Origin of the sequence: Dialister hominis (assembly GCF_007164725.1) — a bacterium.
Taxonomy (GTDB): Bacteria; Bacillota; Negativicutes; order Veillonellales; family Dialisteraceae; genus Dialister; species Dialister hominis.
The window spans coordinates 2,277,742-2,302,769 of record NZ_AP019697.1; the positions used below are offsets into that span (position 1 = coordinate 2,277,742).

Annotated in this window: 17 protein-coding genes and 1 other annotated feature; of the genes, 13 read left to right on the top strand and 4 right to left on the bottom strand. The window is 53.4% G+C overall.

Annotation, left to right across the window (positions count from 1 at the left end):
- The first annotated feature begins 213 nt into the window (after nt 1-213).
- The 7 genes from Dia5BBH33_RS10480 to Dia5BBH33_RS10510 all read left to right on the top strand — a co-directional run bounded on the left by Dia5BBH33_RS10480 (nt 214) and on the right by Dia5BBH33_RS10510 (nt 14,399).
- A complete protein-coding gene (locus tag Dia5BBH33_RS10480) occupies nt 214-3,309 on the top strand; it encodes a beta strand repeat-containing protein (protein WP_144269317.1) in 3,096 nt (1,031 codons plus the stop codon).
- Between the two features lie 457 nt (nt 3,310-3,766).
- On the top strand, nt 3,767-4,588 hold the full coding sequence (locus Dia5BBH33_RS10485; protein WP_022382190.1) for a hypothetical protein: 822 nt from the start codon (nt 3,767-3,769) through the stop codon (nt 4,586-4,588).
- Nucleotides 4,566-9,656 (top strand): beta strand repeat-containing protein, encoded by a 5,091-nt coding sequence (locus Dia5BBH33_RS10490; RefSeq protein ID WP_144269318.1) that lies wholly within the window; start codon nt 4,566-4,568, stop codon nt 9,654-9,656. The genes Dia5BBH33_RS10485 and Dia5BBH33_RS10490 overlap by 23 nt, the downstream gene beginning before the upstream one ends.
- Nucleotides 9,599-10,609, top strand: coding sequence for an autotransporter outer membrane beta-barrel domain-containing protein (locus Dia5BBH33_RS10495; protein WP_144269319.1), 1,011 nt, complete (start codon nt 9,599-9,601; stop codon nt 10,607-10,609). Before Dia5BBH33_RS10490 ends, Dia5BBH33_RS10495 begins: the two co-directional genes overlap by 58 nt.
- 722 nt (nt 10,610-11,331) lie before the next feature.
- Nucleotides 11,332-12,552, top strand: coding sequence for a type III PLP-dependent enzyme domain-containing protein (locus Dia5BBH33_RS10500; RefSeq protein ID WP_232518131.1), 1,221 nt, complete (start codon nt 11,332-11,334; stop codon nt 12,550-12,552).
- 183 nt (nt 12,553-12,735) lie between these two features.
- Nucleotides 12,736-13,383, top strand: coding sequence for a hypothetical protein (locus Dia5BBH33_RS10505; RefSeq protein ID WP_144269321.1), 648 nt, complete (start codon nt 12,736-12,738; stop codon nt 13,381-13,383).
- Nucleotides 13,384-13,391: 8 nt separating this feature from the next.
- On the top strand, nt 13,392-14,399 hold the full coding sequence (locus Dia5BBH33_RS10510) for an aldo/keto reductase (RefSeq protein ID WP_144269322.1): 1,008 nt from the start codon (nt 13,392-13,394) through the stop codon (nt 14,397-14,399).
- 386 nt (nt 14,400-14,785) lie between these two features.
- On the opposite strand, the gene Dia5BBH33_RS10515 is transcribed toward Dia5BBH33_RS10510, so the two are convergent.
- The gene (locus tag Dia5BBH33_RS10515; protein WP_144269323.1) at nt 14,786-16,066 is read right to left on the bottom strand and encodes a glutamate-5-semialdehyde dehydrogenase; all 1,281 of its coding nucleotides are present in this window, start codon (nt 16,064-16,066) and stop codon (nt 14,786-14,788) included.
- A gap of 118 nt (nt 16,067-16,184) precedes the next feature.
- Here Dia5BBH33_RS10515 and Dia5BBH33_RS10520 point away from each other — a divergent pair, with 118 nt between their 5' ends.
- The gene (locus Dia5BBH33_RS10520; RefSeq protein ID WP_144269324.1) at nt 16,185-17,618 is read left to right on the top strand and encodes a translocation/assembly module TamB domain-containing protein; all 1,434 of its coding nucleotides are present in this window, start codon (nt 16,185-16,187) and stop codon (nt 17,616-17,618) included.
- A 406-nt stretch (nt 17,619-18,024) separates the two neighbouring features.
- On the opposite strand, the gene Dia5BBH33_RS10525 is transcribed toward Dia5BBH33_RS10520, so the two are convergent.
- Genes Dia5BBH33_RS10525 through Dia5BBH33_RS10535 form a run of 3 tightly spaced genes read right to left on the bottom strand, consistent with a single transcriptional unit; the run spans nt 18,025 to nt 20,217 of the window.
- Nucleotides 18,025-18,726, bottom strand: a complete 702-nt coding sequence (locus tag Dia5BBH33_RS10525; protein ID WP_144269325.1) for an amino acid ABC transporter permease — start codon at nt 18,724-18,726, stop codon at nt 18,025-18,027.
- Nucleotides 18,726-19,421, bottom strand: a complete 696-nt coding sequence (locus tag Dia5BBH33_RS10530) for an amino acid ABC transporter permease (protein ID WP_144269326.1) — start codon at nt 19,419-19,421, stop codon at nt 18,726-18,728. Before Dia5BBH33_RS10530 ends, Dia5BBH33_RS10525 begins: the two co-directional genes overlap by 1 nt.
- 40 nt (nt 19,422-19,461) lie before the next feature.
- Nucleotides 19,462-20,217: an amino acid ABC transporter ATP-binding protein gene (locus tag Dia5BBH33_RS10535; protein ID WP_108850295.1), complete on the bottom strand. Its 756-nt coding sequence runs from the start codon at nt 20,215-20,217 to the stop codon at nt 19,462-19,464.
- Between the two features lie 83 nt (nt 20,218-20,300).
- Nucleotides 20,301-20,529, bottom strand: a binding site (T-box leader).
- A gap of 172 nt (nt 20,530-20,701) precedes the next feature.
- On the opposite strand from Dia5BBH33_RS10535, the gene Dia5BBH33_RS10540 reads away from it, so the two are divergent.
- The 5 genes from Dia5BBH33_RS10540 (at nt 20,702) to Dia5BBH33_RS10560 (ending at nt 24,893) form a co-directional block, all read left to right on the top strand.
- Nucleotides 20,702-21,730, top strand: a complete 1,029-nt coding sequence (locus Dia5BBH33_RS10540; protein ID WP_144269327.1) for an NAD/NADP octopine/nopaline dehydrogenase family protein — start codon at nt 20,702-20,704, stop codon at nt 21,728-21,730.
- Between the two features lie 14 nt (nt 21,731-21,744).
- Nucleotides 21,745-22,491: a hypothetical protein gene (locus Dia5BBH33_RS10545; RefSeq protein WP_108850293.1), complete on the top strand. Its 747-nt coding sequence runs from the start codon at nt 21,745-21,747 to the stop codon at nt 22,489-22,491.
- Between the two features lie 69 nt (nt 22,492-22,560).
- Nucleotides 22,561-23,280, top strand: a complete 720-nt coding sequence (locus tag Dia5BBH33_RS10550) for a surface-adhesin E family protein (protein WP_144269328.1) — start codon at nt 22,561-22,563, stop codon at nt 23,278-23,280.
- A gap of 9 nt (nt 23,281-23,289) precedes the next feature.
- A complete protein-coding gene (locus tag Dia5BBH33_RS10555; RefSeq protein ID WP_144269329.1) occupies nt 23,290-24,069 on the top strand; it encodes a helix-turn-helix domain-containing protein in 780 nt (259 codons plus the stop codon).
- A gap of 113 nt (nt 24,070-24,182) precedes the next feature.
- Nucleotides 24,183-24,893, top strand: a complete 711-nt coding sequence (locus Dia5BBH33_RS10560) for a hypothetical protein (protein WP_144269330.1) — start codon at nt 24,183-24,185, stop codon at nt 24,891-24,893.
- Nucleotides 24,894-25,028 lie beyond the last annotated feature (135 nt).

The window sequence follows — 25,028 nt, forward strand, 5'->3', positions numbered from 1 at the left end:
CTTTCTTTCCTCTCATCCATAAATCTAATCCTATAAATAATATAAATGGTGTATAATGAGTAATAGAGACGATTGCCGATGAAGACGTAAGGCTTCCTTTCCTGTGCCGGGAAGTGCGGGAAGGGAACCGGGCTCTGGGGAAGAGGACCTGTCTTTTGACGGCGGTTTATCTGTAGAATATTATTTCCAGTAATTCGAGGGAAGGAGACTTATATGAAAAAGAATTACAAACTTTTGGCGACCCTTGTATTGTCCGGTCTGGCGGGGGCCGCTTTTGGCGTGCTTCCAGCAGAGGCTGCCGTGACGGTCGGACCTGTGGACGGCACAGAGAAGCCTTTGACAAATACGGAGTTTACAAGTCTGTACGGAAATACGTACACGGGTTCTACCAGCGGCAATACCGTTTCCATCAGCGGAGAAGGGACTGTCACCCTTAATACATTAGCCGGCGCTTATACGTTAGAGAGCGGAGATGCATCGAACAACAAGCTTTCCGTAACGGATGGAGCATCTGTCAGCTTTAGCAATGCCACGGACAATTGGATCGCAGGCGGCAGGTCTATGAAGGGCGCTGCCTCGGGCAACCAGGTCACGCTGTCAGGGGTTTCTCTGAATTTGCCTGACGCCACCCCAAGCAGCTTGAAAATTGCAGGCGGGGAAACCGAGTCCGGCAATGCTGATGGCAATACGGTCACACTGGATACGATCACTTCCTCTGGCATCGTCTACGGCGGCCGTGTAGGGAATGGCAATAACGTTGTTGCAACTGTGAATATGAGCGTTCTGCCTGTCTCTGCAGAGGAAAGCACGGAAACGGATACCAGTACAGAAGCAGATCCCATATCCACCAGTGCCAGCAGCAACTCGGTAACGATTACGGGCAGCCAGGTCGAGGGTGTGTACGGCGGCTATATGCAATACTATGGCGATACTTCTGCTGAGGCTGATGCTGTTGCCGGGGTCAATCATAATACGGTCACGTTAACGAATACGTCCGCTTCCGGTACCAGTGTCTATGGCGGCTATGTGTTGAGCTCTGGTAGTGCACCGGCCCTTAATGCCAGCAGCAATACCGTGGAGATTTCCAATACTGCGGAGAAGGAGTATGGCGTCTCTACTGTTACGGGCGGTTATACGGGGTACGGCGATGCCAATGACAATACGGTGAAAATCACGGGGACAAAGGTTACAGACGATGATGAAATCTACCTGACCTCTGTGAGCAGCGATATTACCGGCGGGGAAACCGAGTCCGGCAATGCTGATGGCAATACGGTCACACTGGATACGATCGCTTCCTCTGGCATCGTCTACGGCGGCCGTGCAGGGAATGGCAATAACGTTGCTGAAGCTGTGCTTATGAGCGTTCTGGCTGTCTCTACAGAGGAAAGCACGGGAACGGATACCAGTACAGAAGCAGATCCCATATCCACCAGTGCCAGCAGCAACTCGGTAACGATTACGGGCAGCCAGGTCAAGGGTGTGTACGGCGGCGTGGGCCAGATCGGCTCGGCCAAGGGAAATATCGTCACCATTACGGACAGCAGCGTGGAAATGGAAGCAGTCGGCGGAGAGACGGGTTACATGGTGGGCTGGATTACGCAGCCCGGGCAGCTGAAAGATGCTGAAAACAACCAGGTCATTGTCAATGGATCAAGCACCATCGGCACCGTCGTCGGCGGCGAAGCGGCAGCAGCGAATACTTCTGATGAAAAAAATGGCGAAGTGCAGACAAGCGGCAAATCTTCCGGCAACACCGTCACCATCAATGACGGCACTGTAAAGAACAGCGTCCTTGGCGGCCACTCGGCCATGTCAGATGCCATAGGAAATACCGTCAACATCGCAGGCGGCATTATCGGCACGGAATCATCAGGCACTGGTGAAGCCGATGACAACGCCATCGCCGGCGGTTTTGCCGAAGAAGGACAGGCGAACAATAACACCGTCAACATCACAGGCGGCACCCTGGGCGCCATGATGAGCCTCTACGGCGGTTACAGCGAAAAAGGAAGCAGCGGCAACACGCTGAACCTTCATACGAAAGGAAATACCGTGAAGAATCTCGGCTATTTCCAGAACCTGAACTTCTACGTCCCGGAAGGAACAGCGGCAGGAGAAACGATGGTGACCGTCACAGGAAACGCCGACGTTTCCAAAGCAGTCATCCAGGCGGGAATTGAGAAAACGACGAAACTCGCGCCCGGACAGGCCATCAACCTCATCTATGATGCAGGCGGCATCAAGACAGACGGCACATCATACAGCATGATGAGCGGCAAAGACATCGTCAGCGACGCCGGCTTCGTCGACCGCAAGGCAGCCGTCAAAAAACAGGACGACAACACCATCGTCGTCTATGTCCCGAAAGACGAAAAAGGCACCATCCATCCGGACACCAAGATCATTCCGGAAGACCGTGAGAACGGGATCAATACCATCAAGAACGCAGGCGATCTCGTTTCCAATGCAGCAGAAGGCGCATGGAAAGAAGACCATGACGTCGATGCGAAATTCGTGCCCTATGCCATCGTAGGCGGCTACGACCTCCACTACAACACGGGCTCTTACATCGACAGCAATGGCATGGCCGCCAACGTCGGCCTCATCCGGAGAATCCGCCGCGATGGAGCCATCGACACCGTCATGCCGTTCCTCGAATACGGCAGGAGCAACTACGCCAGCTTCCTTGACGACGGAGCCAGAGGCGACGGCCGCCAGCACTACACCGGCGGAGGCGTCCTCCTGAGACGCGACCTCGATGACGGCAAGTACTACGAAGGCGCTATCAGAGCCGGCCGCCTCAAAGGCGACTTCCACGGTATCATCGACAGCACCGCCCTCCGCTACGACAGCAGCGCGCCGTACGTCGCAGCCCAGGCAGGCGCAGGCAAAATCTACGCCAAAGACAGAGACACCTATGACCTCTACGGCAAATTCTTCTGGACTCACCTCGGAAGCGATACCGCCACCATCAGAAACAGCCGCGGCGAAGCGAAGTACGAATTCGACGACATCAACTCCTACCGGACAAGACTGGGCATGAGATGGACCAGAAACTTCGACAAAGTCCGCTCCCTCTACGCAGGCATCGGCTGGGACTATGAATTTGACAGCAAAGCAAGAGCTTTCTATGATGCCTACAGAACCGACACCCCGACTGTCAAAGGATCCAGCGAATTCCTCGAACTCGGCTGGAAGAGCAAAGTCACCAGCGACCACCCCTGGGGCGTAGACCTCAAAGCCACAGGCTGGACCGGAAAGCAGGAAGGCGGCACACTCTTCGCGACAGTTAGCAGAAGCTTTTAAATGAATTAACGCGTTTTACGAAAAAGGACCCGTTCTATGTGAATGAGTCCTTTTTCCGTGTCTGCTTTCTCGAGCAAAGCGAGGCTTAGCTGTCCCCGTTAGGGGAAAGTGGCGCGCATGCGCTGAAAGGGGTTCATCTCCCCGGACATAGTCCGGTTGTCTGGTTTTATCTTCTTCCGCTCAAATCTATCTTTCCGGAATTTATAACAAAACTATAAATAACTACACAAAAATGTTGTAAAATATAAATAATAACGGAATTATATAATTCCATTCTTTATATAAAAAATAAGAAGAAGTATCCGGCGTATGAGAGGGATGCTTTAAGGAAAGGAGGCGCGGTTCCGCAAGGGTGCTGCTGCGGCAGGATCCACTCAGAAGATTCTGGGAGAGCGAGTTTGCGGATGGTGGTGGAAGGCCATCCCCGCTTGCGGTTTATAAAAGGGGAGGAATATTAATGAAACAAGAACGCCGTAAAATTATGACGGCATTGATCATGTCCAGTCTCCTGAGTCTGGGCTTTTGTGGTGCGCCGGCTTATGCCGCGGTCACTGCAGAATCCAGCTCCGGGACGGTGACCGGGAATGAAGATACCGGGACGGTCAATGGAAACACATTAAACATCGTATCAGGAACCACTGTGGGAAGCGCGGTGGCTGGAAGTACGATAACAACAGTAGAATCAGGTATGACAGACAGCATTTCCACAGACAGCGTATCAGGGAATACGATTGCCGTTACAGGCGGAACAGTCAATTCTCTGGCTGCGGGCGGACTGTCGCTTAATGGGTCAGTAACCGGGAACAGCGCATCCATGGGAAATTCGGATACAGTGCAGTCCTCTGCCGCTGTCATTGCTGGCGGTATTTCCGGCGCCGGTGATGCCAATAGGAATACGCTTTCATTCAGTGGTGGCAGCGTATCAGAATTAGCCGTCGGCGGCTTTTCTGACTATGGCGGGGCCTCGGACAACAGTGTCACGATGAGTGGAGGTTCCGTCTACAAACTGGCAGGCGGCGCTTCTGTGGGAGGTGTTGCTTCCCTTGGTCAAACCTTGATTAATGATTTTAGCTCCTTAGGTTCCGGATTGAGTTACAAAGGAACCACCGGCGGATCTACAGAAAATAATAGGGTAACCATGAGCGGCGGATCGGCGACGTACGTCTGGGGTGCCTATAACTGGAATCTCACAGGAACAGAAGGAAATGTAGACGTCATCGGCAACCAGGTGACAATCAGCGATACAGCCGTGGTCAATGGGACAGGTTGTTGGAGGTGAAGCAGATGCAGGCAGTGCGGACAACAATGCGGTCATTATTAAAGGAGGCATCATTAATGGTGCTGCCTCTGGCAGTGGACCCAAAGGTATGTCTGTCATTGGTGCCAACACGAACGTGTCCGGCAGCGGTGGCGCGAATACAAATAACAGTGTAACGATTTCCGGCGGCACGTTCGGGGAAACCGCGGTAGCAGCTGGCAACCGTATTATCGGGGCGTATTCCCAGAGCAGCGATGAAAATATTTCCGGTAACAGAGTGAAGATTTCCGGCGGTACTTTCGGCCAGGAGCAAGGCAGCGCTAACTTCGTCTATGGCGCTTACGATCTGGGGCATGGCAGTACGATTTCGAAGAACTCCGTTGCTATTTCCGGCGGCACGTTGGATGCGCAGGGAGGCTATGACATTCTGATCGGCGCTTATATAGATGTAGATGGTACGAGTGATACGGCTTCAGAAAACAGTGTCAGCCTGACAGGCGGTTCTATCGGTGCTTCCGGCAGTGCTGATACTTTGCAGATCAAAGGCGCACAAATCAATGAAAACGGCACTGCCAGCGGCAACAGCGTAGAAATTAATGGAGCTGACATTGGTTCAACATCGGCCCAAGGCATCGAAGTGGAGGGCGGTATCGTAAAGACCGGTGCAGCTTCGGAGAATAAAGTGACGATTTCGTCGGGAACGTTGAATACATCATCGGCAGCAGCGTTGCAGCTCTTTGGTGGTTTTGTGCAAAGTTCCGGCGACGTGACAGGCAATGATATCAACGTTACCGGCGGCACCATCGGCAAAGACAGCGGTGCACCCTATCTGTATGGTGGTTATACCGCTTCAGGTAATGCTGCAGAAAATAAGGTCGAAGTATCAGGAGCCGCCCTGAATCCTAATGCAGTCTTTGTCGGCGCCTTTACCGGATCTGGCGATGCGTCCGGCAATACAGTATCCCTTACTGGGCAGACGGGCGGTTATGCCAGCGCAGGACAGGCCGCAAGTGGATCTGTATCAGGAAATACAGCTGCATTGGATGGCAGCACAGCGACACTCGTCTATAACGGACGTATCCAGACGGCAGGCACATCTTCAGGCAATAAGGTTACGCTTTCGAATAACAGTGCTGCTGGCGCCGCTTATGGTGGATATTCGCCCAGCGGTGACGTGAGCGAAAATACGGTCGATGTAGAAAGCGGCAGTTTTGCCAATAATGCCATTGGCGGATGGACAAATTCTGGAAATGCCACGGGGAATAAAGCTATAGTCAATGATTCAAAAATCGGTTCTGATACATCAACTGCCTATGTCTTTGGCGGCTATTCGGCTTCCGGGGAAGCATCAGGCAGCAAAGTGACGGTCACGAACAGCATGCTTGGAAGCAAGACAGAAGTCTACGGCGGTTATGGCACGACAGGAAGCTCGGGCAGCAGCGTCACTTTCACGGGCAGTACGGGCGGATCGTTAATCACTGGCGGCTATACCAGAAGTGGCAGCGCCAGCAAAAATACACTCGGTGTCCAGGACGGCACAGTAAATGGAAGTATCACTGGCGGACAGACTGGTACAGGCGATGCTGCAAGTAATACAGTGAACATGAGCGGTACAAATACAACGGGAAGTGTTTACGGCGGTCATGTAACGACATCTGGTAATGCCACGGGAAATACAGTCAATTTTACAGAAGGAAGCAGTAATACATCCTTGATTTATGGCGGTTATACCTCCAAAGGCATGGCCAAAGATAATCACGTCAATATTTCCGGAACGTCGCTGAATAAACTCAAGCTTATTTACGGTGGCTATTCCAATGCGGCCGGAACTGGGGAAGATGCCGGAGCAGCCTTGAACAATACAGTATCAATTACAGACAGTGAAGAGGCAGACGGCTCTATCGCCTTGGTAAATTATACTTATCCACGCATATATGGCGGTTTCTCGAAGGCTGGCGACGCATCGGGAAATGAAGTGCTGTTCGACATGGAAGATGGGAATGTTTACCAAATATTCGGGGGCAGTACACAGTCAGCGTCAGCCAGTGCCAACAGCAATACTGTTACCATCAAATCTGGTACGATAACGGGTTTAGTGTTTGCTGGCCGTAATACAGCTGGCGGGCAGGCCAATGATAATCACCTGTATGTTCAGGGCGGTAGTCTGGAAGTCAATTCCCATATTGTGAGCGGCTATGGGACAACGGCAGGTAATAACACGTTAGAAATTTCCGGCGGCAGCTTGGGCTCTACGAAGGCTAACTATACCCTGAATATTGCTGCCGGTGAAAGTTATAAGCCCGGCGGTGTAACGGAAGGCAACCAGTTATCCATTACCGGCGGCAAGATCGGAATGGGCGAAAACGCAAAAATACATATTTTTGGTGGATATAATCATAGGGATTATGCCAACAAGCTTGCAGCCTCGGCATCGGATAATCATATCAGCATGGAAAATGGTACAATCGATTCCCACGGTGGCTCCGTATCCATGATTGCCGGCGATATGGAAAATGCAGGATCCGGCAGCAGTACTATGACAAACAATACCATCACCATTTCCGGAGGTTCCATCAATGCTGCAGAGGATGGCAGTACCGGAGGAGATATCAATATAGCAGGTGCTTATTCAGATAGTTCCGGGGCGTCCTCAAATGAAGTCAATATTTCCCGCGGCACAATCGGTACAGCCAGCGGCGTGATCTCCATTTCCGGGGCCGCTGCCTACCCGGGAGATGCATCTGGAAACAGTGTCACCATCACGGGCGGCACCATTGGCAGCACGGATGGCGTCGATCCTGAGAACCCTTCCAGTATCGTGGGCGCTTTATCCGTACCTGGCAAAGCAACGGATAATCATGTGTCCATTTCGGGCGCAAACCTGATAGGAGCTATAGAGATCTATGGCGGAGAGAGCGGCGCAGGCAGTACGGGCAACAGCGTCACCCTCGCAGGCGATGCATCAGGAAACATTTATGGCGGCCTCACAATGGGAAGCGGTGCAGCTTCAGGAAATACCATCAATCTGGAGAGCGGCCATATCAGCAGTTCACAAATTATTGCCGGTTATACGGTTAGCGGCGAAGCATCGGACAATACAGTCAATATTACCGGCGGCGTGCTGAATGGCACCGCGGCTCTCTATGGCGGCTATGGCACGTCAAGTACAGGAAATACGCTCAATGTCTATTCGAAAGGAAATACCGTCGGCGAACTGGGATATTTCCAGAAGATTTATATCGCACCTGAGGCAGAACTCACCATCGGTTCAGCAGACGCAGAGGGAGCAGAAAACACAGGCAGTTTTGCTGTCGGAAATGGCACGACTGTTGATGCAGAAGGCGCTCTGACGATTGCCGGAGATCTCTCTTCCGATGCATCGACTGTCACGGCAGGAAATGCTGCTATCGGCGGCACGGTTTCCTCCACGAATGGATCGACCGTTTCCTTAGGCGGCAATGATCTCGCTCTGACGACGGCCAATGTGGACAACACCAGTACTCTGACTCTGACGAGCGGCAAGCTGACGGCAGAAAAACTCTCCGATTCTATCACGGGCGGCGGCAAGCTTACTCTGGATGGTACGGCTACACTTGCTACGACAGCAGGCCAGGTATTTACCGATGGGGATACCACAGAAACGACAGCCGGGGACAACGGTCTGACCGAGACCACGGCGGATTCCGTCAATTTCAAGGCAGGCACGCTCTCCCTCTCGGATGATTACAGCTATACATACCTTACAAATATCCAGAAGACCATGGATGCGCTGGAAGATTCCACGACCAGTATCGTCATGACGGGCAACCTCGTGGATACCACGGGCATCAGCAACACGCTCACGACAGAAGGCAGCAACATTTCCATTGGCGCTCCTTCCTCGGAAGACAACACGACATCGCTGGACCGCGGATTCAATGTCGCCGCCCTTGATATGGGCGGTGCGGATACGGTATCCGTAGCCGGCGGTCAGAATCTGACACTGGGCGACAGTGAAACGACGGATGTCATTACAACCGACAGCGGCACGGCTTCAGTTAATCTGGCGGAAGGGTCTACCTTTACGATTGGCAACAGCGCTGTTGCAGAAAATCAGACACTGAACGTCGCTGCTGATGTGACTGCGGAAAACAGTACTATCGCAGCGAATGGACAGACGACTGTCACGGGTGATGTCGCTTTGACCGACTCTGCCCTCACATCCCAGACCGGTACGCTGACTCTGGAGCAGAACCTGACGACAAGCGGAACATCCGTCGTCACTGGTGATGTTACTGTCGCCAAAGCCATCACCGGTGATTCCAGCATCATACTGAAACTGGGAAATGAAGAGGAATCTGTTAATCTCAGCGCAAGAAGCATCAACCTGAATGGCGGTACGCTCTACCTCGATCCGGTCTGGATAGGCGGGACGCAAGAGGACGGCGCAGAAGCCGCTGCAGGTTCTATTTCCGGATCCAAAGTCGTCATAGGAAACAACTCTACGCTGACGGTTGGCTCCACCGACAAGACCCTTGCTGAAAAGGCATTTACGGACAGCGGACTTACCTGGAGTGACACGGATATCCTCTCTGCCCTTTATGTTGCAACGAGCGCCAGCCTCTCCGATGGCAGCGTTGTCATCGACAGTTCGGCCAATGCGGACAGTGCGGCAGCGATTGGCACATTCAAGATGGGAAAGAATTCCCTCCTGATGATTGACGGAAATAAAGTATCCGGAAGCCAGGCGGCAGCCATTACGGATGTAAGCACTACCGATATTTCCCCTTCCGCAAAGATTTACATTTTAAATGCCAAGGGCAATACCACATACAACATCCTCTCCGGCACGAACGACAAAGATGGAAACGGCCTCTTTGCAGAAGCCGGGGCAGCCGTAAACAGCAATGTCTTCTCGTACGGACATCTGCTTGAATTCGTTGGCGCTGAAGGAAATGGGGAAACACAGTTCTCCGTCACCGCTGAATCCCAGGACGCGCATGATGTATACGGCGATAAAGTCATTGTGCACCCAATACCATCAATGCTGCTATGGATAGCGGCGGTGCTGCATCTGCCTTTGCTCTCGCGGCTTCTGACGACAATTTGACCGAAGAAGCACAGGAAAGCGCATTTAACAGCGCATCAGCCCTGACTGAACTTGCCGGCGTACAGCATGGACTCTATGCGGCAAACAACCTCTTCGACAGCTCTCTCACATTCCACCTGACCGGCCTTTACACAGAAGATCAGGATAAGGATCTCTGGGCTCATTTCATCCACTCCAAGGAAAATGTCCGCGGTCTCGGCCTGGCCAATATGGGCGCTTCCTATGATGCACAGTTCAATGGCGTTGTCGTCGGCAGTGACTTCTACAAGAAGGGAAATGCGACAGTCGGCGCAGCCCTGACGTACATGGATGGAAGCTTCTCTGGAAATACCGAAGCAGCGCACACCAAGAACGACGTCGACTACTACGGCCTTGCTCTCTATGGCAGAGTCGAACAGGGACCAATGACATACCTCGGCGACATCTCCTACCTCCATGGAAGCAACGACCTCAAGCAGCATAACAGCGGCAGCACCATCACTGGTTCCACTGACAGTGATGCATACAGCATCGGCGTCAGAGCCGAAAGAGGCATCGGCCTTGGCATGGGCACTCTGACCCCGTTCGCAGGCCTCCGCTACGCACACCTTGGCACGGATGCCTACACCGACAGTATCGGCGTCCGTCATGACAGCGATGATGCTAACGTCTGGATGTTCCCGCTCGGTCTCCGCTACAGCGCAGACATCAAGAACGGCATCTGGACCATCCGCCCGATGGCAGAAGCAGGCTACGTATGGACATTCGGCGACCGCGACGGCACTGACAAAGTAAGCTTGGGCGGTGCAAGCGACGCCTTCGGCTTCGACATCGCCGACGCAGGCAGCTGGTATGGCAGACTTGGCGTACAGGCAGCCAAAGGAAACTTCACCTACGGAGTCGCCTACCAGTACCAGCACGGCACCAGCGTACAGAGCAACACCTGGACCGCAGCCGTCAGATACCACTTCTGATAGGGAAATTATGTAGGAAATAGGGAAAACTCCACTCACCATTTTCTGATGAGTGGAGTTTTTGCGTGGGATAGGAGAGGAGGGCCGTAGGCCGGTCTTGACCTTGCTCCGGGAGGAGAAGGTGGGAAATTTTTGCTTTCTAAAATTTCTCGGATGAGTTGAATTTCCCAGCCTGCAAGGCGGCTGTATGGTTTTAAAACCACAAAACCAGCCTTCGGCTGAAGGAGATGAACCCCTTTCGTCGCCTGACGGCGCCACTTTCCCCTGACGGGGACAGCTAACCACACTTCTTTCCTAATATCCCTCAGCTCTCCTCCTATAGAAATCCGTCCATATTTATTACGAGAAAAATCATACTTAGTTTATTTTTGAATTTTTATTGTTGCAGGCGTTATCATAAGATTTTATTATAAAAGCTTCGCATATCAATTATTTTTATACCGGTCAATTTCGACGCGGTCTGGTTCGGCCAAATTTCTTCGCCCGGGACGCATTTATTTTTTAAAATGTGAAATTTTCCGATATATTGCTGAATAGCTTCCCTTTTGGGCCTTTGGCGATTTCCATCCTAACAAAATGAGTTTATAAACTCACCAAAAGATAGATATGAGGCATGCCTGCGTTTATAGTTTCGTGTGATTTGATTTTTAGAAAAACGTTTTCCATGGTACAATCAAGAAAAATCCGCTTTCTGGCGGGGAAGGATGTGGAGCATGGAAGGAATGAATGAGCGTTTGAAGGCTGCGGCAGCAAAGCTTCTCTTGACGGAGGATTGTTTTTACTTGTATGACGAAGCAGGGATCCGGTCCCGCGCTAGGGCTCTTACGAGGTCTTTTCCTTCGGCGAAAATCCTGTATTCTCTAAAGGCGAATCCTTTCCTTCCTGTGGCACGTGTGATGAAAGAAGAAGGTTTCGGCGCGGATGCGGCAAGCGCAGCCGAGGTGCGCCTGGCAGTTTCTCTTGGGATGATGAAAGAGGAGATCCAGTACTCGGCGCCGGGAAAGCGTGCAAAGGACATCCGGGAGACGCTGGAGCTCGCGACGCTTGTCGCTGACAGCGCGGGCGAGATTGCGCGGATCGAAGAAGCGGCTAAGGAAAAGGGGATCCATGTTTCGATCGGCCTCCGCATTCATCCTTCCTTCGGTTTTGCAGGAGGCAGGGGCGAGCCGTCGAAGTTCGGAATCGATGAGGAAGAGGCGATTACCCTCTTGAATGACTGGCATTTTCCCCATTTGTCCCCGGCGGGCATCCACGTCCATCTGAAGAGCCAGGAGCTCTCCGAAGAAGCACTGGCGCTCTATTATGAGAACGTCCTTCTCATGGCGGAACGTCTTGGACGGACGGAGGCGATGGAGCTTTCGTTCGTGAACCTGGGCTCGGGGATCGGGATTCCGATGGATCCGGAGGACGAGGAAATGGACCTGGCGCTTCTTGAGAAAGCCTTCGCTGCGCTTGCCGGGCCCTTCCATGACCGTTTCCCGAAGGCGCGCCTGTTCCTTGAGAGCGGCCGGTATGCGCCCGGGCCTTCGGGTTTCTATGTGACGAAGGCGCTCGACAGGAAGGTGTCGGAGGGGAAAGTCTTCCTCATCACGGCGGGTACGATGCATGGTTTCCTTCGCCCGGCACTGGCGCGTCTTGTCGAAAAGTACGATGAGACCGGCCATCCGGCGCTCTGCGAGCCGCTTTTCTCGGGCGCGCGGGCATTTCCCATTTCCACTTTGAGGGAAGGAAATCCGGAGACGGTCACGATCACGGGCAACCTCTGCACGGCGGCGGACATCATCGCAGAAGACATCACGCTCCCGCGCCTTGCCGAAGGGGACGGCATCGTCATCGGCAATGCGGGCGCGTATGCGGCGACGCTTTCGCCCTTTGCCTTCTCCTCACTGGAGCGGCCGAAGGAATTTCTTCTGAAGGAAACGGGAGACCTAGAGGGAGTATAAATTTCTTGAATGGAAGGGCGGAGAAATCCGCTCTTTTTCAATGGCCAGACAGGCCTTTTCGTGCCAAATCTTCCTTTATGGCGGACTTTTTACGGTATATAATAAAGAAAAAATTTCCCATGGTAAACGTCCCCGATGGAGACCGGCAGGCTTTTCGCCGGGAGGGGAGCGGGAGGGATGAAAATGAGCGAAGATGAACAGATAGAAATCAAGGTGAGAGAGCCGGATTTCCGGGAAATGATTTATCGTACTTGTTTCATGACGATCAATGGCGCTGTCTTCTCTGCGCTGATGGAAGCGGGCCTGCGGGGGCTCTTTCCGGGCGAAGATGAGAATGGCGTCATCGTTTACGGCTACATCGACCCGGTGAAGGGCATCTGTTTTGAAATTCTGGGCGGAGGGCGCGAGCAGAACGGCATGGTCTCCGTCCTTTCCGCGCTGCAGGAAACGTCGGCTTCCGTGACGAAGGAAAGCGTCAATGACTGCCGGATCATCCCCTTTGCCGGAGAGAAGATTCCTGCCTTCCAGAAGAAAATGGAAACGATCCGCGCCATGTACGCCTGCCCGCGGGACCTCGCGAAGGTCCGTGAAATGGACATCATCGACGAATGGCGCCATGCGGACATTCCCGACCGCGTCCTCGTCTACCTCATGAGAGACGGCGAGCTGCCCGAACCCTGCTGGGTTCTGACGACAGGCCTGAACGGCCGCAAGATCAAAGGCCGCCTTCTTCGCGACCCCAGAGGCGACTTCGGCGTCCGCGGCGGCGATGATATTGAATTTTCCATCCATAGGGAGGACGGAGACGTCATCTGTGTGGCACAGTTTTAGGAGGAAACATGAAGAAAAGAAAAATCGGAAATCTGACCGTCTCGGAAATAGGGATGGGGTGCATGGGATTCTCCCACGGCTATGGGAAAGTGCCGGAAACATCGTACAGCATCGCTGCCATCCGCGCAGCACATGACTACGGCTGTACCTTCTTCGATACCGCTGAAACGTATGGCAGGGAACAGTTCTACCGGGGCCACAACGAAGAAATCGTCGGCCGCGCTGTCGAAGGATTCAGGAAGGACATCGTCCTTGCGACGAAGCTCCATATTTCCACAGAGGAATACGATCCAGAAGGGGACATCTACAACGTCCTTCTCCGCCACCTGACCGCATCCATGAGACGCCTCCGCACCGATTACGTCGACCTCTACTATCTACATCGCTTCAACGAAGCCATTCCGATCGAGAAAATCGCAGAAAGCATGGGCCGTCTGATCAGGGAAGGAAAAATCCGCGGCTGGGGCCTCTCCCAGGTCGATGTTTCCATCCTTTCCAAAGCCCATGAAATCACGCCCGTCACCGCCGTGCAGAACCTGTACTCCATGGTCGAAAGAGACTGCGAAAAGGAAATCTTCCCGTATTGCATCGAGCATCACATCGGCGTCGTGCCCTTCTCGCCCCTCGCCAGCGGCCTCCTCTCCGGCAAAGTCACCGCCGAAACCAAATTCGGCACTGACGACGTCAGAAAATTCGTCCCGCAGCTCTCCAAAGAAAACCTCGAAGGCAACCGCCCGATCGTAGAACTCCTCGAAGAATTCGCCAAAGTGAAAAAAGCCACGCCCGCGCAGATTTCCCTCGCATGGATGCTCTATAAATACCCCAACGTCGTCCCGATCCCGGGATCCAAGAACAAAGAAAGAATCCTCGAAAACCTCAAAGCCTCCGAAGTCACCCTCACCAAGACCGAATTCGCCCGCCTTGAAGAAGCCCTTGGCACCATGGAAATCCACGGCCACAGAGGCATCAACGAATCCCAGCAGCACTCCTTCTCCAGCCACTGGATGAAGAAATAGGGGCTTGATCTCGCTGCGTTCGAGGAACCTTTTATAAAAACCAATGAATACTGCACCCCTTTCTCCGGCAACTTTAGAAAATGCATTTTATAAAAAACCATAAAACCAGCCTAGAGGCTGAAGAAATGCAACTCATCCGCCCGACATCAGAATTTAAGGTCGGGCACCTTCCCTTCCAGGGCAAGGTCAAAGGCATTCTTCCCCGCTGGGGCAGGTCAAAACCTTCCGTATCGTCGCGAACGGCTATGTAACTGCGATGTACTGAGTCTTGATTTTTCCGAGTATTTCGCCCTCGCTAGAGAGAAATCAGCAAATTTCTCTCCATCCAACACAAAAACGCCTTGAAAATGACTGATCATTTTCAAGGCGTTTCTTTATTCGCTTAATTATAAATCCTTATGGATGAAGTGTTTCTTTCCGCTGGCGTAGTCGCCTACGATGTCTCCGTGGCCGAAGAGTTTGTACTTGTAGGAGAGGAGGCCTTCGAGGCCTACGGGGCCTCTGGCGTGGATTTTGGAGGTGGAGATGCCTACTTCGGCGCCGAAGCCGTAGCGGAAGCCGTCGGCGAAGCGGGTGCTTGCGTTCTGGTAGACGTTGGCGCTGTCGACCAGGGTCATGAATTTCTCGGCTGTTTCTGCGTTCTGGGTGAGGATGCAGTCGGTGTGGTGGGAGCCGTAGGTATTGATGTGATTGATGGCTTCATCGACACCGCCTACGATCTTCAGGGCGATGATGAGGTCGACGTATTCATGATGGAAGGATTCGCTTTCCGGGATGATCTCCACGGGAGTGATTTCGTTGACTTCTTCTGTGCCCCTCAGTTTCACGCCGGCGTCCCTCAGCGCTTTGGCAAGGCCCGGAAGGAAATCTTTGGCGACGTCCCTGTGGATCAGGACGGTCTCGACGGCGTTGCAGGCTGCCGGGTACTGTGTCTTGGCATCGACGATGAGGGGAATCGCAGTTTCCTTGTCATATTCCTTATCGACGTAGATGTGGCAGACGCCGTCGGCATGGCCGAGGACGGGGATGTTCGTATGGTTCATGATGTACTGGACGAATGCGTTCGAGCCTCTTGGAATCAGGAGGTCGACGGTGTCGTGGCATTCGAGGAGTTCGTCGATTTCATTGTGCTGCTCTGCCTGGAGGAGGCAGTTTTCCGGAAGGCCTGCGTCGATGGCTGCCTGATGGATGAGGGAGAAAAGGACGCGGTTCGTCCACGTCGTTTCCTTGCCGCCTTTCAGGATGGCGCAGTTGCCGCTCTTCAGGCACAGGGAGGAAATCTGGACGAGGGCATCGGGGCGTGCTTCGAAGATGACGCCGATGACGCCGATCGGGCAGGTGACGCGGTAGAGCGTGAGGCCCTGGTCGAGTTCGCGGGCAAGGGTGATATTGCGGAGCGGATCCGGAAGCGCCATGAGGCCTGTGAGTTCTTCGGTGACGTCAGAAAGCTTCGCTTCGTCGAATTTGAGGCGTTTCTTGACCGGAGCCGGGACGCCTGTTTCCTCGGCAAGGGCCAGGTCTTTTCTATTGGCTTCGAAGATTTCTTCTTTATGCGCATTCAAAGATTCGCGGATGAGGGCGAGCGCCTTGTTTCTCGTTTCAAGAGATGAAGCGGAGAGAAGGGGCGATGCGAGTTTCATTTTCAGTGTTTCGTCATGGATATTCATAGCGGGCCTCCTTTGGCAGGAATGTACCCTCATTGTAGTCGGACAGGGCGGGGCGCGTCAAGGCAATCCTTATCAGGCGGGGCGGATTGTGCTATGATGAAGCAAAGGAGGGGAGCCTATGTTCAGGAAATTGAAGCAGTACCGGAAAGAACGGAAATGGGCGATGTACGCCGCCGTTCTTTTCAGTGTGCTCGTTTCACTCTTCCTCGTCGTGCTGCTCCTCTTCAAAATGGCGAGCCTCGGCGCGGCCGGAATCTTCAATTATGCCGTATCGAAGCAGAAAATGCTGCGCGGGACGATCACGGTCGAGGAAATCACAGCGAATATCCATGGCGGCGTGACGTTCACGAACCTTGCCTGGGATGATCCGCAGGGAAATCCGATCCTCCGTGTGCCGACAGGGACGCTGAAGGTCAATCCATGGGACATCGTGACCCGGAGAATGAAATCGACCACGCTGGAAGGCATCACGCTGAACGATCCGGTCTTCGCCGTCCGCTACGATGAGAATATGCAGGGCGACTTCGTCAATCCAAAGGAAATCGAAGATAATTCCGAAGACGGCAAGGCGAACTTCAACAGGAACGGCAAGCGCCTCAAAATGAATTTCGTCCTGAACAATGCAAAGATTCAGACCTTCTACCTGGAACGCCATCATATTTTCAATCACGTGAATATGGAAATGGACCTCGACACGAAGGGCATGACATACATTTCCCTGACGACCGGACCCTTCGGAGGCACGGCTGTCGGCGACGGCGTAAAACTCTACGGAACCGTGGACTTTTCGAAACCCGATCAGGAATGCCACTTCGATGCAGAATTCGACGGCATCGATCCTTCCTCCCTGGGCCTTGGGACAAGCATCCGCGACCGCCTGACTCTGAAAGCCCATGCCGACGGACCCTTTGCAGGGCCAATAGCAGACGGGACACTGGAAATGAAACGCCTCCGCATCCCTGCGCTGTGCTTCCATGACGTGCACGGCGACATCCACTACGAAGGCGGACTTCTGACCTTCTCCAACGTCAAAGCAGGCGTCTACGGAGGAAGACTCCTCGCCCGCGGCGACTACGACATCGATTCCCGTGCCTACAATATCTACATCAATGCCTGGGACATGGACACCAGGTACCCGCTGAAGAGTGATAAATTCTACTGCCTCGTCGACCTCGTCGGTGAAATGCACTGCGACGGCAACCCGGCAGACCTCGACTCCTTCGGCACCTTCCAGTCCGGAAGCGGCTTCTACATGCTCGCTCCCTTCGAAAAGATCACAGGCCGCTTCGATAACAAGGGCCACACCCTTGCCTTCTATGACGTTAAACTGTACACGAAACTGGGCATCGCAGAAACCGACGCCTTCAGCATCGTCAAAGGCCGCCTCCACCTGGGCGAAATCCGCCTCGTCGACCCCGACACCGGAGAAGCCATGCGCATCACCGACGCCGTAGGAGAGCAGGAAGCCGTCAAAACCTTCAGGGGCATCCAGCAAAACATGAAAGAAATCAAAGAACAAGTCGACGACTTCAAAGATGCGCTGAAGAAATAGGGGGCCGGTTTTGACCTTGCCCTGGAAGGGAAGGTGGCAGCGGAGCTGACGGATGAGTTGCATTTCCTAGCCTGTAAGGCGGCTGTATGGTTTTAAAACCATACGACCTCGCTATGCTAGAGAAAATAAGCAGTGAACCCCTTTCGACCATTATGAAAATTCTACAATCATTTCTGTGATTTCACGTGCAATCATTTGTATAATGGCCACTTCCCCCCGAAGGAGACAGCTTCCTGAGGAATAAAAGAAAGAGCGCAACTCTTATTTGTTTGAAACCTTATGTAACCCCATCCCTGCCATACTCCTTCCCCTAACGGGGACAGCTAAGCCACGCCCCGCCCCAACTCCCCACGCAAAAAAGGACATCCCATTTCCGGAGATGTCCTTTTTCTTATCCTTTTCCTTATTAAAATCCTTTGGAGCGGAGTCTCTTTTCCCACCAGTTGAAGAAGAGGGTGAGGAGGATGGCTACGGCCCAGTAGGCTATGGCGTCGGCGATGTAGGGTTCGGTTCTTCTGTTGTAGAGAGCAGAGAAGATGTCGGCTTTGGCGAACATGTCGACGACTTTGACGGTGAATACCAGGGCGAGGAGTTTGATGGTCTTCAGGTAGTAGGTGAAGAAGGCCGGCATGGCTACGACGAAGGCCTGGGGGAGGACGATGCGGGTGAAGGCGCAAAATGGGGTCATGCCCATGGCGACGGCTGCTTCGTACTGCCCGTGGTCGACGGAGCGGAGCGCTCCTCTGAGGTTTTCAGACTGGTAGACGGTGTTGTAAAGGATGAATGTGGTGTAAACGGTCCAGTAGGGGCTGACGTCGAAGGGTTTCACGGTGTGGCCCAGGATAGACGTGAAGAGGGGCGCGAGGAGGTAGGGCAGCGAGTAGTAGACGATGAAAAGCTGCACGATGCTCGGTACGCCTCTGAAGAAGGAAATGAAAACGGTGATGAAACCGTTCACGATGACGTTCTTGCTGCGGATGCGGATGAGTGCAATCACGGAGCCCAGAAGGATGCCGAAGAAAAGGCTGACGAATGCCATGAAGAGGGTATTCGGGATGGCTTCGGCGATGAAGAGGAGGGCGGTCGGTATGACAGCAAAGTCTATCATTATGTGGTCCTCCTTCCTTTATCGGTCATGCGCTGTGTCGCATGGAATACCATTTCCACGAAGATGACGAGCACCCAGTAGATGAGGGCGACGGCGCAGTAGGTTTCAAGTTTTCCCTGGCCATAGTTGGCGTTGATGATGTTGCCGGCGCGGCCCATGAGGTCGATGACGCCGATGAAGTACATGACGGAGGTATCCTTCATGATGTTGATGGCTTCACTGACGAGGTTCGGAAGGGCTACAGGAAATGCCTGCGGCGCTACGATGCGGAAGACTCTGTGGAAGGGCGAAAGGCCGAATACGACGGCAACTTCGCTCTGCCCCTTGTCTACGGAAAGGTAGGCAGGACGGATGATTTCCGAAATAACCGGTGAATAGTGGAATGTCAGCGCGATGAGGACGTACGCTGTCAGAGGCCAGCCGTCAGGGCTGATGCCAAGTCCGCGGACGATGACCGGCAGGACGAAGTAGACGAGGTAGAGGTCCAGGATGAATGGCATGCTTCTGTTGTAGGAGAGCCAGATTTCGCAGAACTGATGAAGGACGGGAATCCTTGCGATGCGGATGACGGCGATGATCATCCCTACGATAAGGCAGAGGAGGATCGAGCCGACGATGACTTCCGCCGTGTAGGGGATGGCCGTCGCGAGCCTCGGGAAAAGTCCGAGGAAGTAATCAAAATTAAAAGTTAACATAGAGAAGACCTCTTTCTAACGAATGAGCGGGAAACGAAAATCAGTGTTCGTCTCTCTTGAGCATTCGCTGGAGGAACTGCTGGGTCTTTTCTTCCTTCGGGTGGGTGAAGAGGTCTTCCGGGGTGCCTTCTTCGACGACGAGGCCGTCGGACATGAAGACGACTTTGGAGGAGACTTCGCGCGCGAAGTGCATTTCGTGGGTGACGATGATCATCGTGATGCCAAGGGTAGCAACTTCAGCGATGGTGTCGAGGACTTCGCCGACGAGTTCCGGATCGAGGGCTGATGTCGGTTCGTCGAAGAGGATGACGTCAGGACGCGGAGCGAGGGCGCGAGCGATGCCGACGCGCTGCTGCATGCCGCCGGAGAGTTCAGACGGATACATCTTGGCGTAGTCTTCCATGTGGACGCGCTTCAGTTCTTCCATGGCGATGTCCTTCGCTTCGGAAGCGGACTTGCCGTAGCCGTAGATGAGGCCTTCGGTGATATTTTCCAGGACGTTCTTATTTCTGAAAAGGTTGAACTGCTGGAAGACCATCGTGGATTTCCTTCTGAGGCGTTTGACTTCATCTTTGGAAATTTTGGAGAAATCGACAGATACGTCGTCAATCGTGAGTTTGCCGGAGTCTGGCTGTTCGAGATAGTTCAGGCAGCGGAGGAAGGTAGTTTTCCCCGTGCCGGACGGGCCGAGGATCGATACTACATCACCTTTTTCAACGTTCAGGTTGATGTCTTTCAGGACTGTATGATTGCCGAAAGATTTGCGAATATGTTCTGCAGTCAATATGCGGGACATGATGAGGACCTTCTTTCCTAGAATGTGTTAGTTTTTAGTTTTTTGGTTGTATGGTTTGCGATGCAATAAAAAAAGCCCCGCCGCAAAGGGACGGGATTTTCCGTGTTCCACCCAATTTCGCCCCTGCGTTGCCGCAAAAGCCTTGGTAAGTCAAAAAGACTCAGCCACTGTAACGGGTGATCCCGGGCCGCTTACTTGGGTTCAGCTGGCCGGCTCGAAGAGGCACTTCCATGGAATTCCCACGCCCGTTTCCACCATCGGGGCTCTCTTTGGAGGTTCCATCCATGTACTTTCTCTTGTCATCGCTCATATAAAAGATTAATTATCATCAATATAACATAGAACGGAAAAGAAAATCAAGGGTTTACAAATCTTTTACCACGGGGTTCCTGCACTTTCCGTTTTCCTGTTGCCTTGCGCGGCTTGCCAAATATATAATAAGGAGACAGGCGCGCTGTAAGAGGCGCGTATCCAGGGAGGTAAAATGAGAGTTTCAATCATCGGAGCCGGCGCGATGGCGCTTGCGGCGGCTTCTTATTTAAAATTAAGGGACGTTTCGTCCCTTGTCTACGTCAGAAGCGAGAAGAAACTTGCTGCATGGTCGACGAAACCGGTCCGCGTGACGGGCGTGATGGAGAGCTCCTTCTACGTGCCGATGGCCAAGACGATGAAGGAAGCGGTGAACTATTCCGATACCGTCATCATCTGCACCCGCGCAGGCGACTATGAAGACGTCATCAATGAGCTTCTGCCCTGTCTTCGTAAGGGGCAGTGCATCCTTTTCCTGAACGGCTGCTGGGGCGCTGTGAAGACGTACCGCCTGCTGAAAGAAGATGCGAAGTACCTGACCATCGCAGAGACAGCCGGGTCTCCTTTCGTTGCCAGCCTTTCGGAAGATTTCCTGACACTGGAAATGAAGGGCATCCGTACGGAAATCGGGTACTCGGCGCTGGGAACGAGCAAGGATCCGGGCGAGCTTCTCCATACGATTGCACCGCGCGTTTCCCGTATTTCCTCACCGGTCTCCACATCCCTTTCGCAGGCGATGCCGATCGTGAATGCGGCCAGTGCCTTCTTCAATATCTCGCGCATCGAGAACGGGGAAGACTTCGAACTCTTCGGACCATCGTTCACCAGCCGCGCAGCCGACTACATGGAGCACTGCGACAAGGAACGCCTCGCCGTGGGAAAGGCTCTGGGGCTTGAACTTTACAGCCTCCTTGAGACCGTGAATTCCCAACGATCTGAGAAGAAAGCGACCCTTTACGAGGCGTTTAAGAATAATGCACTCTACGACGGGCTCAAAGGCCCCGTTTCCTTATCCGACAGAAGCCTTTCCGAAGACCTTCCCTGCGGACTGGGAAGCCTCCTCGATCTGGCGGACATGATGCATGTCCCCGCGCCGTATATCACGGCGATGGTGGACACCGCCTCACTCTACATGGGGAAACCTTACGAGCCGTTTCTGACAGTACAGGACCTCAGGGCGATCAAAGCGCTCCGGGGCAAGTAAATCAGGAGGGATTTATGAAGAAATTATTTACCGCCATACTCGCGTGCGCCATGATGGCAGGCGCATCCGCCAGCGCTCTCGCAGAAAACTGGGTAGCGCTCCCGGGCACGAGCGGCGTCAAAGTCGATACAGATTCCTACGTGGACGGCGGAATCCTGGCGCAGATGACACTCGAGCTGCCAGCCGGCGGAAAGAACGTCATTTCCTCGATGGCCTTCAACCGCGAGGACAATACCTACCGCATCGCGACACTCCAGATGCCTTCCAAAGACGGGAAGATGGAAACGAAAGTCTATCCGGACAATCCGGAAAACTGGTCCAAGATCCTTCCGAACACACTGGGAAAGACCATCTACACCCACTACGTCGAAAATCCGCTTCCGCGCTTCACCAACCCGGACTGGGTCACGCTCTATAAAGAACAGGGCGTCCGTTTCCATGGAAGCGAATACCAGATCGAAAAGAACACGATGAGCTACCGCGACGGCTATGCGACATTCTGGATGCGTATCACCTACCCGTGGAAGGACCAGAACTTCTCCGCTGCCGTGTACCAGGTGAAGATGGACGTGCCGAACAAGAAAGTGCAGACACTCTCCATGACAGAATATGATTACGACGGCAAAGTCCGCTCCCATGGCGCAGGCTCCAGAGACCGCGGCAATATCGAGCCGGACACACCGATGTACAAAGTATATGAATACGTGAACCATGCCCTCCGCACCGGACAGCTTAAGATGGTCACGACAAGACATGGATAATAAGACAGACGCTTTTCTGATGGAAGGCGTCTTTTCCATCCCTTATATAAGGTATAGAAAGGAAAACATATGAAGAAATTACTGACCGCTGCAGCGCTCGCCTCTGCGCTCCTCCTCTCCGCACCCGCCGCCTTTGCTGAAAACTGGGTCGAAGTCGCAGGCTACCAGGGCCGCATGATCGACACTGACTCCTGCAAGGTACAAGGAAATACGCCCGTCCTCACCGTAAGGCCGACAGACGGCACCGAAATGACGATCCAGTTCAATAAGAAAGACATGACATACCAGTTCCTTTCTCTGAAACGCCTTGATGGAAATGGGAAAGTCATCGACGAAGTCCCGGCAGACAAACTCGCCGGCCACTTCCTCCCGCTCAAGGAAGGATCCCTCATCTCCAGTCTCTACATGCAGTACGTCGCTTACCCGATCCCGCAGCTCGCCAACGCTGAATGGGTCACTATCTATCGCACCGGCATGGGTGCGAACGCCGGCAGCCGCGTCTCCATCGACAAGAACCACATTTCCTATGACGGAGACTACGCCGTATTCTGGCTGAAAAACGACTACGTCCCGGCAGAAAAAGGCATCGCCTCCCAAATCAGCCAGGTCAAGGCAAACATGGCAAACAATCAGGCGAAGATCCTGTCCCTTACACTCTACGATGAAAACGGAAAAATCCTCCAGCACGACGCCAGAGGCGAAGCCGCAGAAGTCCGTGACGCCAGACAGGGCATCATGAACGAAGCCGTCACCTTTGCCAGGGAACACATCCTGCAAGGCACCAGGTAAGGAGGCATCATGGCAGACATCCGAGTAAGAAACCTCTCGCAGGAAGCGGCTGAATCCTGCTATGAAGCCTACCTCAAAGGCGAAAGACCAAAAGAAGGCACCATTCTCGTCTCCGGCCCCGTCGTCGTCTTCACCAGCGACACCTTCGAAATGAAAGGTGAAACACTGGAAGACGGCGAGGAGAAATTCGTCTCCATCCTGGACAACGAAGCCAAGAGCAGGGCGGCCCTTTGCGAATACAAAAACGGCCGCCGCCTCCCCGCAGGCGCAGCCCTTGCTGCCATGAAAGAAGGATACTTTGCGTTCCAGAGCGAATACATGAACGAAGAAGGCACGCCATTTACACTCTCCTTCGACCCTTTGGAAGAAGTCATGACAGCCCAGGAAGCAGGGAAACTCTACGGAATCCCTGCCAAGAACATAGAAAAAGACTGCGAAAGCGCAGGCCTTGAAAGCCCCCTGAAACAAGGCGAAACCAGACACTCCGGCAACGTCTGGCTCCTCCAGAAATCCGCAGCAGAACGCGCCTATGCAGATAAAGAAGGCAAAACCTACGCCGTGAACCCGCTCCTCCTCGTCTTCTCCACTGTAGAAGGCGCCGACATCTGGAACAGAGACAGCGGAGTCGTCAGAAGCGCCGCAGGCGGCGCCGGCCACATGAACGCCAGAATGCACGAAGAAGAAAGAAAAAAATCCGGCCGCGTATGGCTCGTCACCCGAAGCGCCATGGAAAGACTCTTCGGCCAGGCCCTCCCGAACAAGATGAAAGAAGCCATGAAGGGGATATAAAGGAAATCCCCAAGCGCCGCTAACACTTGCCTTCCCAGACGGGGAAGGAGGGCCACGTAGTGGCGGTTAGGGTTCATTTATCCCCAAATCCCCATTACCATAAAGGAGTCCTTATGAAGAAAGCGATTTCTGATTTTGCTGATCAGCAGGGAATTTTAATAGAAGATAATTTCACCTTTGGCGAATGGGAAGCGCTCCGGATCCGCAGGGGAAGAGACCTTCGCGGATTCATGAAAGCAGCCGACCTCGTCGGCGCTAAAATAGAAGCGATTGCCGCCCCTGATGATTACCTGCACCGGTTCGGCAAGCCCCTTACGTGGGAAGCGGAAGAGCTCTATTCCGATGGAGACGAAGCGCATGAGGCGCTCATCAGGTCGTACCTGAATAATCCCGACTGCATCATGGGACTCGGTTCTTATGAGCTCTATGAAAGAATACTCGTCGTGACGGACAAGGGGACACTCGAAGTCTATTTCGAGGACGAAGATCTCTATATCACCGTCGATTCCGCTGACCGTTCCGTCTATGCGAAAAACCACGACAGATATGCAAGCTTTGACGTCCGCAAACTTTTTGGCAGCGTCAAAGGCGATACGATCACAGGATACTGGGTCATGGACAGGGAAGGGAAAGATGAGGACGACGATGACTTCGACATATTCAAGGACCAGAAGCCGTGCATCACAAAACTCAGCCTTGCCCTCGAAAGCGGACGGCGTCTGAATTTCTCCCCGTACATGGACGTCTTCGACTTTGAATTAGTGAATCCGGACGGTAACGTCGCAGAGATTTCCTTTGCCGAAGTACTCCGGTGCCTGAAATAAATCCCGCGATCGGGAAATGCACATAGATTTCCTTGACAAGGACGGCCGCACCGGTCTATAATAACGCCAATATAAGCGATGACTGGGAATAAGTTTCTTTCCGAAATCACAGAGAGCCGGGCAGGTGGGAACCGG